The 16,479-nt window shown below is 56.2% G+C and carries 16 protein-coding genes; 14 read left to right on the top strand and 2 right to left on the bottom strand.

Going from position 1 to position 16,479, the window contains the following annotated elements; genetic code table 11:
• The first annotated feature begins 1 nt into the window (after position 1).
• The 6 genes from nuoI to nuoN all read left to right on the top strand — a co-directional run bounded on the left by nuoI (position 2) and on the right by nuoN (position 6,422).
• Positions 2–544 carry an NADH-quinone oxidoreductase subunit NuoI gene (gene nuoI, locus AC07NP_RS12280; protein WP_003028062.1) on the top strand — a complete coding sequence of 181 codons (543 nt, stop codon included), beginning with the start codon at positions 2–4 and terminating at the stop codon, positions 542–544.
• 11 nt (positions 545–555) lie between these two features.
• Positions 556–1,110, top strand: coding sequence for an NADH-quinone oxidoreductase subunit J (nuoJ, locus tag AC07NP_RS12275; RefSeq protein ID WP_192612894.1), 555 nt, complete (start codon positions 556–558; stop codon positions 1,108–1,110).
• Positions 1,107–1,409 carry an NADH-quinone oxidoreductase subunit NuoK gene (gene nuoK / locus AC07NP_RS12270; protein WP_000612644.1) on the top strand — a complete coding sequence of 101 codons (303 nt, stop codon included), beginning with the start codon at positions 1,107–1,109 and terminating at the stop codon, positions 1,407–1,409. The genes nuoJ and nuoK overlap by 4 nt, the downstream gene beginning before the upstream one ends.
• Positions 1,406–3,247 (top strand): NADH-quinone oxidoreductase subunit L, encoded by a 1,842-nt coding sequence (gene nuoL / locus AC07NP_RS12265; protein WP_494660641.1) that lies wholly within the window; start codon positions 1,406–1,408, stop codon positions 3,245–3,247. Before nuoK ends, nuoL begins: the two co-directional genes overlap by 4 nt.
• 181 nt (positions 3,248–3,428) lie before the next feature.
• Positions 3,429–4,958, top strand: a complete 1,530-nt coding sequence (gene nuoM, locus AC07NP_RS12260) for an NADH-quinone oxidoreductase subunit M (protein ID WP_203360574.1) — start codon at positions 3,429–3,431, stop codon at positions 4,956–4,958.
• 6 nt (positions 4,959–4,964) lie between these two features.
• Positions 4,965–6,422 carry an NADH-quinone oxidoreductase subunit NuoN gene (gene nuoN / locus AC07NP_RS12255; RefSeq protein WP_203360575.1) on the top strand — a complete coding sequence of 486 codons (1,458 nt, stop codon included), beginning with the start codon at positions 4,965–4,967 and terminating at the stop codon, positions 6,420–6,422.
• 58 nt (positions 6,423–6,480) lie between these two features.
• Here the strand turns inward: nuoN and AC07NP_RS12250 are convergent, their stop codons facing one another.
• Together AC07NP_RS12250 and rbn are read right to left on the bottom strand one after the other, a co-directional pair.
• Complete coding sequence (locus tag AC07NP_RS12250; protein ID WP_203360578.1) at positions 6,481–7,485, bottom strand: chemotaxis protein; 1,005 nt, start codon at positions 7,483–7,485, stop codon at positions 6,481–6,483.
• A gap of 64 nt (positions 7,486–7,549) precedes the next feature.
• A complete protein-coding gene (gene rbn, locus AC07NP_RS12245; protein ID WP_494660670.1) occupies positions 7,550–8,467 on the bottom strand; it encodes a ribonuclease BN in 918 nt (305 codons plus the stop codon).
• A 65-nt stretch (positions 8,468–8,532) separates the two neighbouring features.
• Here rbn and AC07NP_RS12240 point away from each other — a divergent pair, with 65 nt between their 5' ends.
• The 8 genes from AC07NP_RS12240 to menE all read left to right on the top strand — a co-directional run bounded on the left by AC07NP_RS12240 (position 8,533) and on the right by menE (position 16,470).
• On the top strand, positions 8,533–8,994 hold the full coding sequence (locus AC07NP_RS12240; protein WP_494660640.1) for a GNAT family N-acetyltransferase: 462 nt from the start codon (positions 8,533–8,535) through the stop codon (positions 8,992–8,994).
• Positions 8,995–9,047: 53 nt separating this feature from the next.
• Positions 9,048–9,353, top strand: coding sequence for a stress response protein ElaB (gene elaB / locus AC07NP_RS12235; protein ID WP_490470234.1), 306 nt, complete (start codon positions 9,048–9,050; stop codon positions 9,351–9,353).
• A gap of 104 nt (positions 9,354–9,457) precedes the next feature.
• Positions 9,458–10,756 carry an isochorismate synthase MenF gene (menF, locus tag AC07NP_RS12230; RefSeq protein ID WP_494660639.1) on the top strand — a complete coding sequence of 433 codons (1,299 nt, stop codon included), beginning with the start codon at positions 9,458–9,460 and terminating at the stop codon, positions 10,754–10,756.
• A gap of 84 nt (positions 10,757–10,840) precedes the next feature.
• On the top strand, positions 10,841–12,511 hold the full coding sequence (gene menD / locus AC07NP_RS12225) for a 2-succinyl-5-enolpyruvyl-6-hydroxy-3-cyclohexene-1-carboxylic-acid synthase (protein WP_494660638.1): 1,671 nt from the start codon (positions 10,841–10,843) through the stop codon (positions 12,509–12,511).
• Complete coding sequence (menH, locus tag AC07NP_RS12220) at positions 12,508–13,266, top strand: 2-succinyl-6-hydroxy-2,4-cyclohexadiene-1-carboxylate synthase (protein WP_494660637.1); 759 nt, start codon at positions 12,508–12,510, stop codon at positions 13,264–13,266. Before menD ends, menH begins: the two co-directional genes overlap by 4 nt.
• Positions 13,267–13,280: 14 nt before the next feature.
• The gene (menB, locus tag AC07NP_RS12215) at positions 13,281–14,138 is read left to right on the top strand and encodes a 1,4-dihydroxy-2-naphthoyl-CoA synthase (protein ID WP_494660636.1); all 858 of its coding nucleotides are present in this window, start codon (positions 13,281–13,283) and stop codon (positions 14,136–14,138) included.
• Positions 14,138–15,100, top strand: a complete 963-nt coding sequence (gene menC, locus AC07NP_RS12210; protein WP_494660635.1) for an o-succinylbenzoate synthase — start codon at positions 14,138–14,140, stop codon at positions 15,098–15,100. Before menB ends, menC begins: the two co-directional genes overlap by 1 nt.
• On the top strand, positions 15,097–16,470 hold the full coding sequence (gene menE / locus AC07NP_RS12205) for an o-succinylbenzoate--CoA ligase (protein WP_494660634.1): 1,374 nt from the start codon (positions 15,097–15,099) through the stop codon (positions 16,468–16,470). Before menC ends, menE begins: the two co-directional genes overlap by 4 nt.
• Positions 16,471–16,479: the final 9 nt, after the last annotated feature.

The raw sequence follows: 16,479 nt of genomic DNA, 5'->3' as shown, positions 1-16,479 counted from the left end.
CATGACCTTAAAAGAATTGTTCGTAGGCTTCGGCACCCAGGTACGCAGTATCTGGATGATCGGCCTGCATGCGTTCGCCAAACGCGAAACGCAGATGTACCCGGAAGAACCGGTCTATCTACCACCCCGTTTCCGTGGCCGTATCGTACTGACGCGCGACCCGGACGGCGAAGAACGCTGTGTTGCCTGTAACCTGTGTGCGGTAGCTTGCCCGGTAGGCTGTATCTCTCTGCAAAAAGCAGAGACCAAAGATGGTCGTTGGTATCCGGAGTTTTTCCGCATCAACTTCTCACGCTGCATTTTTTGCGGACTGTGTGAAGAAGCCTGTCCGACAACGGCAATTCAGCTCACACCAGATTTCGAACTGGGTGAGTACAAGCGCCAGGATCTGGTTTACGAGAAAGAGGATCTGCTGATCTCCGGTCCGGGCAAATACCCGGAATATAACTTCTACCGGATGGCAGGTATGGCAATCGACGGCAAAGATAAGGGCGAAGCAGAGAACGAAGCCAAGCCTATCGACGTCAAGAGCCTGTTACCGTAAGGAGAGGGGCAATGGAGTTCGCTTTTTATATTTGTGGGCTGGTAGCCATTCTCGCGACCTTGCGAGTGATCACCCACACCAATCCGGTGCATGCGTTGCTGTATCTGATTATTTCGCTGCTGGCGATTTCCGGGGTGTTCTTCTCGCTGGGGGCTTACTTCGCGGGTGCGCTGGAAATTATCGTCTACGCAGGCGCCATCATGGTGCTGTTCGTGTTCGTGGTAATGATGCTCAACCTGGGCGGTTCCGAAATCGAACAGGAACGTCAATGGCTGAAACCCCAGGTATGGATTGGTCCGGCGATTCTGTCGGCCGTCATGCTGGTGGTCATTGTGTATGCCATTCTGGGTGTTAATGACCAGGGTATCGACGGTACGCCGATTAGCGCGAAAGCGGTCGGTATCTCTCTGTTCGGACCTTACGTACTGGCGGTTGAACTGGCTTCCATGCTGCTGCTGGCGGGTCTGGTTGTGGCCTTCCACGTCGGTCGCGAAGAGCGTGCAGGCGAAGTGCTGAGCAACCGCACTGAAGACCGTGCGAAAAGAAAAACGGAGGAGCACGCATGATCCCCTTACAACATGGACTGATCCTCGCTGCGATTTTATTCGTTCTGGGCTTAACCGGTCTGGTTATCCGCCGCAATCTGCTGTTTATGCTGATCGGTCTGGAAATCATGATTAACGCTTCCGCGCTGGCCTTTGTGGTCGCCGGTAGCTACTGGGGCCAGACCGATGGTCAGGTGATGTACATTCTCGCCATCAGCCTTGCGGCTGCTGAAGCGAGTATCGGACTTGCGCTGTTACTGCAACTGCATCGCCGTCGCCAGAACCTGAACATCGATTCAGTAAGTGAGATGCGTGGATGAACATGCTTGCCTTAACCATTATTCTGCCATTGATTGGCTTTGTACTACTGGCGTTCTCTCGCGGTCGCTGGTCGGAAAACCTCTCCGCTACCGTGGGCGTAGGCTCCATTGGTCTGGCTGCGCTGGTGACAGTGTTAGTCGGCATGGACTTCTTCGCGAACGGTCAGCAAGCGTATAGCGTCCCGCTGTGGACCTGGATGTCGGTCGGCAACTTCAACATTGGTGTTAACCTGGTACTGGATGGTCTCTCCCTGACCATGCTGTCGGTGGTCACCGGTGTGGGCTTCCTGATCCACATGTTTGCGTCCTGGTATATGCGCGGTGAAGAGGGTTACTCTCGCTTCTTCGCCTACACCAACCTGTTTATCGCCAGCATGGTTATCCTGGTGCTTGCCGATAACCTGCTGTTGATGTACCTCGGCTGGGAAGGCGTGGGCCTGTGCTCCTATCTGCTGATCGGTTTCTACTACACCGATCCGAAGAATGGCGCGGCTGCGATGAAAGCGTTTGTCGTGACCCGTGTGGGTGACGTCTTCCTCGCCTTCGCGCTGTTCATTCTTTACAACGAACTGGGCACCCTGAACTTCCGCGAAATGGTGGAACTGGCGCCAGCGCACTTCGCTGCAGGCAACAACATGCTGACCTGGGCGACGCTGATGCTGCTGGGTGGTGCGGTCGGTAAATCTGCGCAGTTGCCGTTGCAAACATGGCTGGCAGACGCGATGGCAGGCCCAACGCCTGTTTCTGCGTTGATCCACGCCGCGACCATGGTAACCGCCGGTGTCTACCTGATTGCCCGTACTCACGGTCTGTTCCTGATGACCCCGGATATTCTGCATCTGGTGGGTATCGTCGGTGCGATAACGCTGGTGCTGGCAGGTTTCGCCGCGCTGGTGCAGACCGACATCAAACGTGTACTCGCTTACTCCACCATGAGCCAGATTGGCTACATGTTCCTGGCGCTGGGCGTTCAGGCGTGGGATGCGGCGATTTTCCACCTGATGACGCACGCCTTCTTTAAAGCGCTGCTGTTCCTGGCGTCCGGTTCGGTGATTCTGGCCTGCCATCACGAACAGAATATCTTCAAGATGGGTGGTCTGCGTAAATCCATTCCGCTGGTTTATCTCTGCTTCCTGGTAGGTGGCGCGGCGTTGTCGGCTCTGCCGCTGATCACTGCAGGCTTCTTCAGTAAGGATGAGATTCTGGCAGGTGCGATGGCCAACGGTCATATCAATCTGATGGTTGCAGGTCTGGTCGGTGCGTTCATGACCTCCTTGTATACCTTCCGTATGATTTTCATCGTGTTCCACGGTAAAGAACAAATTCACGCTCATGCAGGGAAGGGGATTACCCATCACTTGCCGCTGATTGTGCTGATGATCCTGTCCACCTTCGTTGGCGCGCTGATTGTGCCGCCGCTGCACGGTGTACTGCCGGCAACAACCGAGCTTGAGCACGGCCGCGTGATGACCCTGGAAATTACCTCTGGCGTCGTGGCGATTGTGGGCATTCTGATGGCGGCCTGGCTGTGGTTGGGTAAACGCACTCTGGTGACCTCGATTGCCAACAGCGCCCCGGGCCGTCTGCTGGGGACCTGGTGGTTTAACGCCTGGGGCTTCGACTGGTTGTACGACAAAGTGTTCGTGAAGCCGTTCATGGGTATCGCCTGGTTGCTGAAAAGCGACCCGCTGAACTCAATGATGAACATTCCGGCGATCCTTTCCCGCTTTGCAGGTAAAGGCCTGCTGTTCAGCGAGAACGGTTATCTGCGCTGGTATGTGGCGTCCATGAGCATTGGTGCGGTCGTGGTGCTGGCACTGTTGATGGTACTGCGTTGAGTTTGAGGATTGCGGTTGTTTTGCCCGGTGGCGCTAACGCTTACCGGGCCTACAAGACCGTAGGTCGGGTAAGCGCTAGCGCCACCCGACATTAAAACCACAATCCGAAGTGAATTTTCTGTTGTGAGAATTCGTTGAAAATCAGGTCCTGTTGGGACTTTAACAAGGAATAAAGATCGCCATGTTACTACCCTGGCTAATATTAATTCCCTTTATCGGTGGCTTCCTGTGCTGGCAGACCGAACGCTTTGGCGTGAAGGTGCCGCGCTGGATCGCGCTGGTAACCATGGGACTGACGCTGGCGCTTGGTCTGCAACTGTGGTTGCAGGGCGGCTATTCACTGACGCAATCCGCTGGCATTCCGCAGTGGCAGTCTGAGTTCGTGCTGCCGTGGATCCCGCGCTTTGGCATCTCAATCCATCTGGCCATTGACGGTCTGTCGCTGCTGATGGTGGTGCTGACCGGTCTGCTGGGTGTTCTGGCGGTACTGTGTTCCTGGAATGAAATCGAAAAATACCAGGGCTTCTTCCACCTGAACCTGATGTGGATCCTTGGCGGCGTTATCGGCGTGTTCCTTGCCATCGACATGTTCCTGTTCTTCTTCTTCTGGGAAATGATGCTGGTGCCGATGTACTTCCTGATCGCGCTGTGGGGGCATAAAGCTTCTGACGGGAAAACGCGTATCACGGCGGCCACTAAGTTCTTCATCTATACCCAGGCGAGCGGTCTGGTGATGTTGATTGCTATCCTGGCGCTGGTGTTTGTGCACTACAAAGCCTCCGGCGTCTGGACCTTCAACTATGAAGAGCTGCTGAATACCCCGATGTCCCACGGTGTGGAATATCTGCTGATGCTGGGCTTCTTTATCGCCTTCGCGGTAAAAATGCCGGTGGTTCCGCTGCACGGCTGGTTGCCGGACGCGCACTCTCAGGCACCGACGGCAGGTTCCGTTGACCTGGCGGGGATTTTGCTGAAAACCGCGGCTTACGGTCTGCTGCGTTTCGCCCTGCCGCTGTTCCCGAACGCGTCTGCGGAGTTCGCGCCAATCGCCATGTGGCTGGGTGTGATCGGTATTTTCTACGGCGCATGGATGGCGTTCGCTCAGTACGACATCAAACGTCTGATTGCTTACACCTCTGTTTCACACATGGGCTTCGTGCTGATTGCTATCTACACTGGCAACCAACTGGCGTACCAGGGTGCGGTTATCCAGATGATCGCGCACGGTCTGTCCGCTGCGGGCCTCTTTATTCTGTGTGGCCAGCTGTACGAACGTCTGCACACCCGTGATATGCGTATGATGGGCGGTCTGTGGGGCAAAATGAAATGGTTGCCTGCGCTGTCGATGTTCTTCGCGGTCTGTACGCTGGGTATGCCGGGCACCGGTAACTTCGTCGGCGAATTCATGATTCTGTTCGGCAGCTTCCAGGTGGTTCCGGTCATTACGGTGATCTCGACCTTTGGTCTGGTGTTTGCCTCTGTTTACTCGCTGGCGATGCTGCATCGCGCTTACTTCGGTAAGGCGAAAAGCCAGATTGCCAGTGTTGAACTGCCAGGGATGTCGCTGCGTGAGCTGTTTATCATCCTGTTGCTGGTCGTGCTCCTGGTACTGCTCGGCATCTATCCGCAGCCGATTCTGGATACCTCGCATTCAGCGATGGGCAACATCCAGCAGTGGTTTGTTAATTCCGTTACTACTACAAGGCCGTAAATCGCCATGACAATAACTCCACAACACCTGATTGCGCTGCTACCGCTGCTGATCGTCGGCTTGACGGTGGTGGTTGTGATGCTCTCCATTGCGTGGCGACGCAATCACTTCCTCAATGCCACGCTGTCGGTCATTGGGCTTAACGCCGCGCTGGTTTCGCTCTGGTTTGTTGGCCAGGCGGGCGCGATGGACGTGACGCCGCTGATGCGCGTCGATGGTTTCGCGATGCTCTACACCGGGATGGTCCTGCTGGCGAGCCTCGCCACCTGTACCTTTGCCTACCCGTGGCTGGAAGGCTATGACGACAACCGGGAAGAGTTCTACCTGCTGGTGCTGATTGCCGCGCTGGGTGGAATTCTGCTGGCCACCGCTAACCATCTGGCAGCGTTGTTCCTCGGTATCGAGCTTATCTCTCTGCCGCTGTTTGGCCTGGTGGGTTACGCGTTCCGTCAGAAACGTTCGCTGGAAGCCAGTATCAAATACACCATCCTGTCTGCCGCAGCGTCTTCATTCCTGCTGTTTGGTATGGCGCTGGTGTACGCGCAGTCCGGCAACCTGTCGTTTGTCGCACTGGGTAAGAGCCTGGGCGACGGGATGCTGAACGAGCCGCTGCTGCTGGCGGGCTTTGGCATGATGATTGTCGGCCTTGGCTTTAAACTCTCTCTGGTGCCGTTCCACCTGTGGACGCCAGACGTTTACCAGGGTGCTCCGGCACCGGTTTCCACGTTCCTGGCGACGGCGAGCAAGATCGCTATCTTCGGCGTGGTGATGCGTCTGTTCCTGTACGCGCCGGTTGGCGACAGCGAAGCGGTACGTGTGGTGCTGGGCGTGATTGCCTTTGCCTCCATCATCTTCGGTAACCTGATGGCGCTGAGCCAGACCAACATCAAACGTCTGCTCGGTTACTCCTCTATCTCTCACCTCGGTTATCTGCTGGTGGCGTTGATTGCCCTGCAGAGCGGTGAGATGTCGATGGAAGCGGTCGGTGTTTATCTGGCCGGTTACCTGTTCAGCAGTCTCGGCGCGTTCGGCGTGGTGAGCCTGATGTCCAGCCCGTACCGTGGGCCAGATGCGGATTCACTGTTCTCCTACCGCGGTCTGTTCTGGCATCGTCCGATCCTCGCGGCCGTGCTGACGGTGATGATGCTGTCTCTGGCGGGTATCCCGATGACGCTGGGCTTTATCGGTAAATTCTACGTCCTTGCCGTCGGTGTCCAGGCTAACCTGTGGTGGCTGGTCGGTGGCGTAGTCATTGGCTCCGCGATTGGTTTGTACTACTACCTGCGCGTTGCTGTAAGCCTCTACCTGAGTGCGCCGCAGCAGCTGAACCGTGATGCGCCGTCAAACTGGCAGTACAGCGCGGGCGGTATCGTGGTACTGATCTCCGCGCTGCTGGTGCTGATTCTCGGTGTCTACCCGCAGCCGTTGATCAGCATTGTGCAGTTGGCCGCACCGCTGATGTAAGCGAAATGCAGAAACGAAAAAACCCGCCTCGGCGGGTTTTTTTATATCCGGAGTAAAATTAGCCAATCAACTGACGGCTCACCAGCGGGCCGCTGACGTTTTGCGCCGCGCGTTCCATTACCTCCTGAATCACCGATGACAGCTCATTAACTTCAAACTTCGCCACATAGCCATCGGCTTTCACTTTGCGCACATGGTCTTCGTTGGCGCTGCCGGAAAGCGACGAGTGGATCACCACCGGGATCTTCTTCAGCCGTTCGTCGGTTTTGATTTTACGGGTGAGGGTAAAACCGTCCATCTCCGGCATTTCGAGGTCGGTCAACACGAGGGCGATTTTCTCGCTAATCGGTTTGCCTTCCGCTTCGGCCTCTTTGGCCAGTTGCTGGATCTTCTCCCAGGCATCTTTACCGGTGATATGCATCTGATGCGGGATTTCCATGGCATTTAACCCTTTCTCCAGCATCGCGCGGGCCACTCTCGAATCTTCTGCGACGATCGCCACCGCCCCTGGCGTGATATTGAACTTATTGGTCTTCAGATGGGCGGCGCGCAAATCGTGATTTGACGGTACGATGTCATAGAGGATCTGCTCAACGTCGAGCACCAGCGCCAGGTTGTTGGTTTCTTTGTCTTCATCCAGACAGGCGATACTGGTGATATAGCGCCCATTGACGGCTTTCTCGGCGGTGTGAACCTGCTGCCAGTCCAGACGCATGATATTCTCGACAGACTCCACGGCGAATGCCTGAACACTGCGGGCATATTCGGTAATCAGCAGAATATTCAAACCGGTCTCGGGTTTACATCCGGCGACGGCCGGAAGGTCGATAACCGGGATCACCTGATCGCGAATATTTACCATACCTAAGAGGGGCGCTTTCATTCCGGCCGGGCGCGTAAACGTCGGCATGGGAACAATTTCGCGCAGCTTAAATACGTTGATGCCAAAAAGCTCTGATTTCTGTTCGTGCAGGGATGTCCCGAGACGAAACAACAGCAATTCAAAACGGTTGGACAGGGTCAGGTTCGCCCTGTCATCAATATCTTTCTGGAAATTGTCCATTCTGTCCTCAATGTGAAATCCAGCCTTGTCACTGTTATCGGCACGGAGGGCAAAAAATGGAGCGTTAAACCGTGAAAACGGCGAAATCGTAGGCCAGTTCGGTCGCAGGGAAAATCGCCTGGCACTCCGCCAGCATCCTGCGGCATCCTTCAGCATCATAGCGTGAACTTATATGGGTAATTACCAGGCGACCGACGCACGCCTCTTTCGCCAGCAGCGCAGCCTGTCGGGTTGAACTGTGTCCGCGGCTATTGGCTTTTTCTTCCATCGACGTCTCCAGCGTGGTTTCATGCACCATCACATCCACGCCTTTTGCCAGTTCGTATGCGCCGGCACAGGGAGCGGTATCACCGAAGATCGCCACGGATTTTCCCGCAACGGGTGCCGCGAGATAGTCCGCGCCGTGGATCCGTCGACCATCCTCCAGCACAACGCTTTTTCCGGCCTTCAAATCCTGAAAGTGGGGACCAGGCTTAACGCCTGCAGCCTTTAACGCTTTTGCATCCAGCGCGCCGGGTTTGTCGTGCTCTTCAACACGGTAGCCGTAGCACTCCAGCGGATGTTCCAGCGTAAACGCCGTCACTTTGCGTAAACCATCGTCCAGAATCTCACCGGCGGTGATTTCGATAATCTCCAGCGGATAGTCGGTCCAGGAACCGCTGAGGCGCAGCGCCGTTTCGGTAAATTCGCGCAGTCCCTTTGGTCCGTAAATCGTCAGCGGATGGGGATTGCCCGCCATCGACCGACTGCACAGTAAACCCGGCAAACCAAAAAGGTGATCGCCATGCAGATGGCTGATGAAGATGCGTTCGAGCTTACCCGGATTAAACGCGGTGCTGAGCATCTGGTGCTGCGTGCCTTCGCCACAGTCAAACAGCCACAGCCCGGGCTGCGTAGGGTGCTGTAGATTCAGTAAGATCGCCGTCACATTGCGTGAGCGCGTAGGAACGCCTGCAGAAGTACCTAAGAAAATGAATTCCATCATTCCATTACACTTTTGAACAACATTCTGGCTAGTATAAAGCGAATACGACAAAGGAGCGCACAATGATCCACTGGCAAGATCTTCACCATTCTGAATTATCCGTCACCGCGCTCTACGCGCTGCTTAAATTGCGTTGCACGGTGTTTGTGGTTGAACAGCAGTGTCCTTACCAGGATGTCGATGGCGACGATCTGGTGGGGGATAATCGCCATATTCTGGGGTGGCGCAACGATGAACTGGTCGCGTATGCGAGGATTCTGAAAAGTGACGACGACCTGGAGCCTGTGGTGATTGGCCGGGTGATTGTCAGTGAGGCGCTGCGTGGCGCAAAACTGGGTGAACAACTGATGACCCAGACGTTAACCTCTTGCGTTAACCACTGGCCGGAAAAGGCATTTTATCTGGGGGCGCAGGCGCATTTACAATCGTTCTATGGTCGTTTTGGATTTACCCCCGTGACCGGCGTCTATGACGAAGACGGTATTCCCCATATCGGTATGGCGCGGGAGCCCGGACAGGCGTAACCGGGCTCAGTTGTCTATAGTTAGCGGATACGTTAATCGCAAGGGAGAAGACAATGTCATTTCATTCTTATCATTCACGTATCGATGACGACATCGAATTTTTGAGCGAAACGCTGGAAGAAGTTCTGCGATCCTCGGGTGATCCTGCCGATCAGAAATATGTCGAGCTCAAAGCGCGGGCGGAAGCGGCGGTGGAAGAGGTCAAAAATCGCGTGAGTCACGCATCAGACAGCTATTATTACCGGGCGAAACAGGCTGCCTACCTGGCGGATGACTATGTTCATGAAAGACCCTGGCAGGGAATTGGCGTGGGTGCGGCGGTTGGACTGGTGCTCGGATTACTGCTGGCGCGGCGTTAAATTCCGTCTTGTAGCCGGGATCGCATTTCCTCCCTAAACTGAGGTACTGCAATTTCTTTGCAGTACCCCGTATAATGTGAGGTTTTTAACAGGGAGAGGTCCGCGTGCATTCAATTACTACAGCGCTGGAAAATCTGATGCGTCAGTTGTCGCAAGAGATACCGGCGGCACCCGGAATTCGTGTTTTCGACGTTCCTTTTCCTCTTAATGATGCGTTTGACGCCCTGAGCTGGCTGGCGAGCCAGCCCATCTGGCCGCAATTTTACTGGCAGCAGCGCAATGGCGATGAAGAAGCCGCCGTGCTGGGCGCGGTGGCGACATTCCGCTCTCTGGACCTGGCGCAACAGTTTTTGCGCCTGCATGCGAACCATGCCGATCTGCGTATCTGGGGATTAAACGCGTTTGAGCCGCAGCGCGGGAACCTGGTGCTACCGCGCCTGGAATGGCGACGCTGTGGCGGATCTGCGACACTGCGCCTGCATCTCTACAGCGAGCATTCCCTGCGTGAAGATGCCGCAGACGCGGTTCGCTTTCTCTCATCACTGGTGAGCATTAAATCGCTGCCAGCGCTGCATTTGACCCTCACGGATGAAAAGCATTCGCCGGATAAAACCGGGTGGATGAATTTAATCCAGCTCGCCACCCGCACCATTGCTCAGGAACAGCTTGATAAAGTGGTCCTGGCGCGGGCGACGGATTTGCAGTTTTCCCGTCCGGTGAATGCCGCGGCGGTGATGGCATCAAGCCGCCGCCTGAACCTGAACTGCTACCACTTTTTCATGGCATTTTCTGCCGACAGCGCTTTCCTGGGTTCTTCGCCTGAACGCCTCTGGCGGCGGCGTGATACGGCGCTGCGTACTGAAGCGCTGGCCGGGACGGTGGCTAATCATCCCGACGATCACCGTGCCTGGCAACTCGGCGAGTGGTTGATGAAGGACGATAAAAATCAGCGTGAAAATATGCTGGTGGTGGAAGATATCTGCCAGAGACTGCAAAACTGCACCCATACGCTTGATGTTCTCCCTCCACAGGTTCTCAGGCTGCGTAAAGTTCAGCACTTGCGGCGTTGCATCTGGACGGCGCTCAATCAGCCGGACGACGCGCTCTGTTTACACCAGTTACAACCGACGGCGGCGGTAGCGGGAATTCCCCGTGAACTGGCGCGTCAATTTATTCAGCAAAATGAACCCTTCGAACGTGAATGGTACGCCGGTTCGGCGGGCTATTTGTCGCTACAGCAAAGCGAATTTTGCGTGTCGCTCCGTTCGGCGAAAATTACCACCAATATTGTGAGGTTGTACGCAGGTGCGGGGATTGTGCGCGGCTCGGATCCTGAGCAAGAATGGCAGGAAATAAACAATAAAGCGGCAGGGTTGCGCACTTTATTACAGATGGAAGTGTAATGAGTTACACATTCCCGACTCATATCAAAAATCCATTATTTCGATTCTCTATACTTAGTCGCAATATTGATACCGGACAATCTCATGTCAGTAAGCGCATTTAACCGACGCTGGGCGGCGGTCATTCTGGAAGCTTTAACCCGCCACGGCGTGAGGCATGTTTGCATTGCCCCTGGCTCTCGTTCAACGCCATTAACGCTGGCGGCGGCGGAAAATCCTGCTTTTATCCACCACACGCACTTTGATGAGCGTGGGCTGGGCCACCTGGCACTGGGGCTGGCGAAGGTCAGTAAACAACCGGTTGCGGTGATCGTCACTTCCGGGACGGCGGTGGCCAATCTCTATCCGGCGCTGATCGAAGCCGGGCTGACGGGCGAAAAACTCATTTTGCTCACGGCGGATCGTCCGCCAGAATTGATCGACTGCGGCGCCAATCAGGCGATTCGTCAGTCAGGCATGTTTGCTTCACATCCCTCGCAGACACTCTCTTTACCGCGACCGACTCAGGATATTCCGGCAAGCTGGCTGGTTTCTACACTTGATAATGCGCTTGCTTCGTTGCACGCCGGGGCAGTCCATATCAACTGTCCTTTTGCTGAGCCGCTGTATGGCGAAATGGACGACACGGGCATTGAGTGGCAGCAGCACCTTGGCGACTGGTGGCAGGATGATAAGCCCTGGCTGCGCGAGGCACGTCGGCTGGAGAGTGAAAAACAGCGTGACTGGTTCTTCTGGCGGCAAAAGCGCGGCGTGGTGGTTGCCGGGCGGATGAGCGCGGAAGAGGGCAAAAAAGCCGCGCTTTGGGCACAAACGCTGGGCTGGCCGCTGATTGGCGATGTGCTATCGCAAACAGGGCAACCGCTGCCCTGTGCCGATCTTTGGTTGGGTAATGCGAAGGCGGTTACCGAACTGCAGCAGGCGCAAATTGTCGTGCAGCTGGGCAGTAGCCTGACCGGTAAACGCCTGCTGCAGTGGCAGGCCAGTTGTGATCCCCAGGAATACTGGATTATCGACAATATCGAAGGCCGCTTGGATCCGGCTCACCATCGCGGACGCCGACTGGTGTCGAAAATTGCTGACTGGCTGGATCTGCACCCGGCTGAAAAACGCAATCCGTGGTGCGTGGAAATTCCGCGTCTGGCCGAGCAGGCATGGCAGGCGGTGGCTGCCCGTCGCGAAAACTTTGGCGAAGCCCAACTGGCTCACCGAATTCGCGAGTATTTGCCGGAGCAGGGGCAACTGTTCGTGGGTAACAGTCTGGTAGTGCGGCTGATTGATGCCTTGTCGCAGCTGCCCGCCGGATACCCGGTATACAGTAATCGGGGGGCGAGCGGGATTGATGGCTTGCTCTCAACGGCCGCTGGCGTCCAGCGCGCGAGTGCGAAATCGACGCTGGCGATTGTGGGCGATTTGTCGGCGCTTTACGATCTCAATGCGCTGGCGTTATTACGCCAGGTCTCTGCGCCGTTTGTGCTGATTGTCGTGAACAATAATGGTGGGCAAATTTTCTCGCTGTTACCCACACCGCAGAGCGAGCGCGAACGTTTTTATCTGATGCCGCAAAACGTCCATTTTGACCATGCGGCGGCGATGTTCAATCTGAAATACCATCGTCCGGAAAACTGGGCTGAGCTGGAAGATGTGCTGGCTGGCGCGTGGCGAACCCCGACGGCGACGGTGATTGAACTGGTGGTCAATGACACCGACGGTACGCAAACGCTGCAACAGTTATTAGCGCAGGTCAGCCACCTGTGACCCTGCATGCCCACGCAGTGAAGGGACAGCCGGGTTCGCCCTGGCTGGTCTTTTTGCATGGGTTTTCCGGCGATTATCGGGAATGGCAAACCGTTGGCGAGCAGTTTCAGACCTGCTCGCGGTTGTATGTTGACTTGCCAGGGCACGGCGGTTCTGCAACGATTCGTGTGGAGGGGTTCAGCGAGGTGATTGCGTTGCTGCGCAGAACCTTGCTTAGTTACAACATACTCAACCACTGGCTGGTGGGATACTCGCTTGGCGGCCGGGTGGCGATGATGGCGGCGAGCGAGGGGATTCCCGGACTGTGCGGCCTGGTCGTTGAAGGCGGTCATCCTGGGCTGCAAAGCGAGGCTGAGCGAGACGCGCGCCGACGCTCTGATGGGCATTGGGCGGCGCGTTTTCGTCATGAACCGCTGCGTGACGTCTTTAACGACTGGTATCTGCAACCGGTTTTTGCCTCGCTGAACGCACAGCAACGAGAAGCACTGGTTGCACTGCGTAGCCAGAACAACGGCGAAACGCTGGCGGCGATGCTCGAAGCGACGTCGCTTGGCGTACAACCTGATTTACGTGATGCGCTTAATGCGCGCACATTTGCGTTTTATTATTTATGTGGCGAGCGAGACAGTAAATTTCGCGCACTGGCGAACGAACTGTCTGCGCCTGTCCATGTGATTCGTAATGCCGGACACAACGCGCATCGGGAAAATCCCGCAGGCGTGGTGGAAAGTCTGGCTCAGATTCTGCGTCTCTGACTAAAGGACACACTATGATCTACCCTGATGAAACAATGCTTTACGCACCGGTTGAATGGAACGATTGCTCCGAGGGCTACACTGACATTCGTTATGAGAAATCCACCGATGGTATCGCAAAAATCACCATTAACCGTCCGCAGGTACGCAACGCATTTCGTCCTGTGACCGTTAAAGAAATGATCCAGGCGCTGGCGGATGCGCGTTATGACGACAATATCGGCGTGATTGTACTCACCGGCGCAGGCGACAAAGCGTTTTGTGCTGGCGGTGACCAGAAGGTCCGCGGCGACTACGGCGGCTATCAGGATGACTCCGGCGTCCATCACCTGAACGTGCTGGACTTCCAGCGCCAGATCCGTACCTGTCCGAAGCCGGTTGTGGCGATGGTCGCTGGGTACTCCATCGGCGGCGGTCACGTACTGCATATGATGTGCGACCTGACCATTGCAGCGGAAAATGCTGTCTTTGGGCAGACCGGCCCGAAAGTCGGCTCCTTCGACGGCGGCTGGGGCGCATCTTACATGGCGCGTATCGTCGGCCAGAAAAAAGCGCGTGAAATTTGGTTCCTGTGCCGTCAGTACGACGCGAAGCAGGCGCTGGACATGGGCCTGGTCAACACCGTGGTTCCGCTGGCGGATCTGGAAAAAGAGACCGTTCGCTGGTGCCGTGAAATGTTGCAAAACAGCCCGATGGCGCTGCGTTGCCTGAAAGCGGCACTGAACGCTGACTGCGATGGTCAGGCGGGTCTGCAGGAACTGGCAGGTAATGCCACCATGCTGTTCTATATGACGGAAGAGGGTCAGGAAGGCCGTAACGCCTTTAACCAGAAACGTCAGCCTGATTTCAGCAAATTCAAACGGAATCCGTAATGCGTAGCGCGCAGGTATACCGCTGGCAGATCCCCATGGACGCGGGGGTGGTTCTGCGCGATCGGCGGTTAAAAACTCGCGATGGCCTGTATGTCTGTCTTCGTGACGGTGAGCGCGAAGGGTGGGGAGAGATTTCCCCACTGCCGGGCTTCAGCCAGGAAACCTGGGAAGAAGCGCAGACAGTTCTGTTGGCGTGGGTAAACGACTGGCTTGCGGGCGCCGCATCGCTGCCGGAGATGCCGTCCGTCGCCTTTGGCGTCAGCTGTGCGCTGGCCGAGCTGGAAGGCACCTTGCCAGAAACGGCTGATTACCGGGCTGCGCCGCTGTGTACGGGTGATCCTGATGATCTGGTGCTCCAGCTTGCTGACATGGCAGGCGAAAAAGTGGCGAAGGTAAAAATCGGCCTGTACGAAGCCGTACGCGATGGCATGGTCGTTAACCTGTTACTGGAGGCGATTCCAGACCTGCATTTACGTCTGGATGCTAACCGTGCCTGGACGCCGTTAAAAGCGCAGCAGTTTGCGAAATATGTGAACCCGGATTTCCGTTCCCGGATTGCCTTTCTCGAAGAACCGTGTAAAACCCGCGATGATTCTCGCGCGTTTTCCCGTGAAACCGGTATTGCAATCGCCTGGGACGAAAGTCTGCGCGAGGCCGATTTTGTCTTTATGGCCGAAGAGGGCGTGAGTGCGGTAGTGATCAAACCGACCTTGACCGGTAGCCTGGAAAAAGTACGCGAGCAGGTTCAGGCGGCGCATGCGCTCGGACTGACCGCCGTCATCAGTTCTTCTATCGAATCCAGTCTGGGTTTGACGCAGCTGGCGCGCATTGCTGCCTGGCTGACGCCACAAACCATTCCTGGTCTGGATACGTTAAGCCTGATGCAAATCCAACAGGTGCGTACCTGGCCGGGGAGCACGCTGCCGTGCGTAGACGTTGATGCACTGGAACGACTGCTATGATCTTCCCTGACTGGCCGTGGCGGTACTGGCGGCAAGTTCGGGGGGATGCGCCAGCCTTACGCCTGAATGATGAGGTGTTAAGCTGGCGCACGCTCTGTACACGTATTGATCGCCTGGCGGCGGGGTTTGCCGCCCAGGGTGTGGAGGAAGACAGTGGTGTCATGCTGCGGGCCTGGAACCACCCGCAGTCTCTGTTGACCTGGCTCGCCCTGTTGCAATGCGGGGCGAGAATCTTGCCCGTCAATCCGCAACTGCCTCAACCGCTGCTGGACGCCCTGCTACCTGAACTCTCTTTACACTTTGCGCTGGTGCTGGACGGGGAAAATACCTTTCCTGCGTTGACCCCGTTGCAGATGCAGGACATTGAAAACGACTATGCCTGCGTGTGGCAGCCGCAGCGTCTGAGTTCAATGACGTTGACCTCTGGCTCGACGGGATTACCCAAAGCGGCGGTACACAGCTGTCAAGCGCATCTGGCAAGCGCTGCGGGCGTTTTATCGTTGATGTCCTTTGGTGAAGGCGATGACTGGTTGCTGTCGCTGCCGTTGTTTCATGTCTCTGGCCAGGGCATTTTGTGGCGTTGGCTATGTGCTGGCGCGCGAATGACTGTACGCGAGAAACAACCGCTGGAACAGATGCTGGCAGGTTGTACTCACGCCTCTCTGGTGCCGACGCAGCTCTGGCGTTTGCTGGTCAACCGTTCATCGATAACATTAAAAGCGGTGCTTTTAGGCGGTGCGGCGATTCCGGTCGAGCTGACAGAAAAGGCGCGTGAGCAGGGGATTCGCTGCTGGTGTGGCTATGGTCTGACGGAGTTTGCTTCCACGGTGTGTGCGAAAGAGGCGGATGGTCTGAGTGATGTTGGCTCAGCGCTGCCTGGCAGAGAGGTTAAAATCGTCAATGACGAGGTCTGGCTGCGTGCCGCCAGCATGGCGGAAGGATACTGGCGCAACGGTAAGCTGATGCCGTTAGTCAATGACGAAGGCTGGTTTGCCACGCGCGATCGCGGCGTGTTGCAAAACGGCAGGCTGACGATTGCTGGCCGTCTGGATAATCTGTTTTTCAGCGGCGGCGAGGGGATTCAGCCCGAAGAGGTGGAGCGTGTTATCACCGCGCACCCCCACGTGCTACAGGCCTTTGTGGTTCCGATTGAAGACCGCGAGTTTGGTCATCGTCCGGTGGCGGTTGTTGAGTATGATGCTCAGGCTGAAGGTGTCGATCTCGCCGCGTGGGTTCAGGGCAAACTGGCGCGCTTTCAGCAACCCGTTCGCTGGCTGACACTCCCGCCAGAGTTGAAAACCGGTGGCATCAAAATTTCTCGCCGCGCGTTGCTGGAGTGGGTTCAGAAAGTGGAAGCCTCTGATGGGTAAAAAGTGACA

It is taken from the genome of Citrobacter sp. GW821-FHT07H02 (genome assembly GCF_059418505.1).
This window is presented reverse-complemented; position numbering and strand designations above follow the sequence as displayed.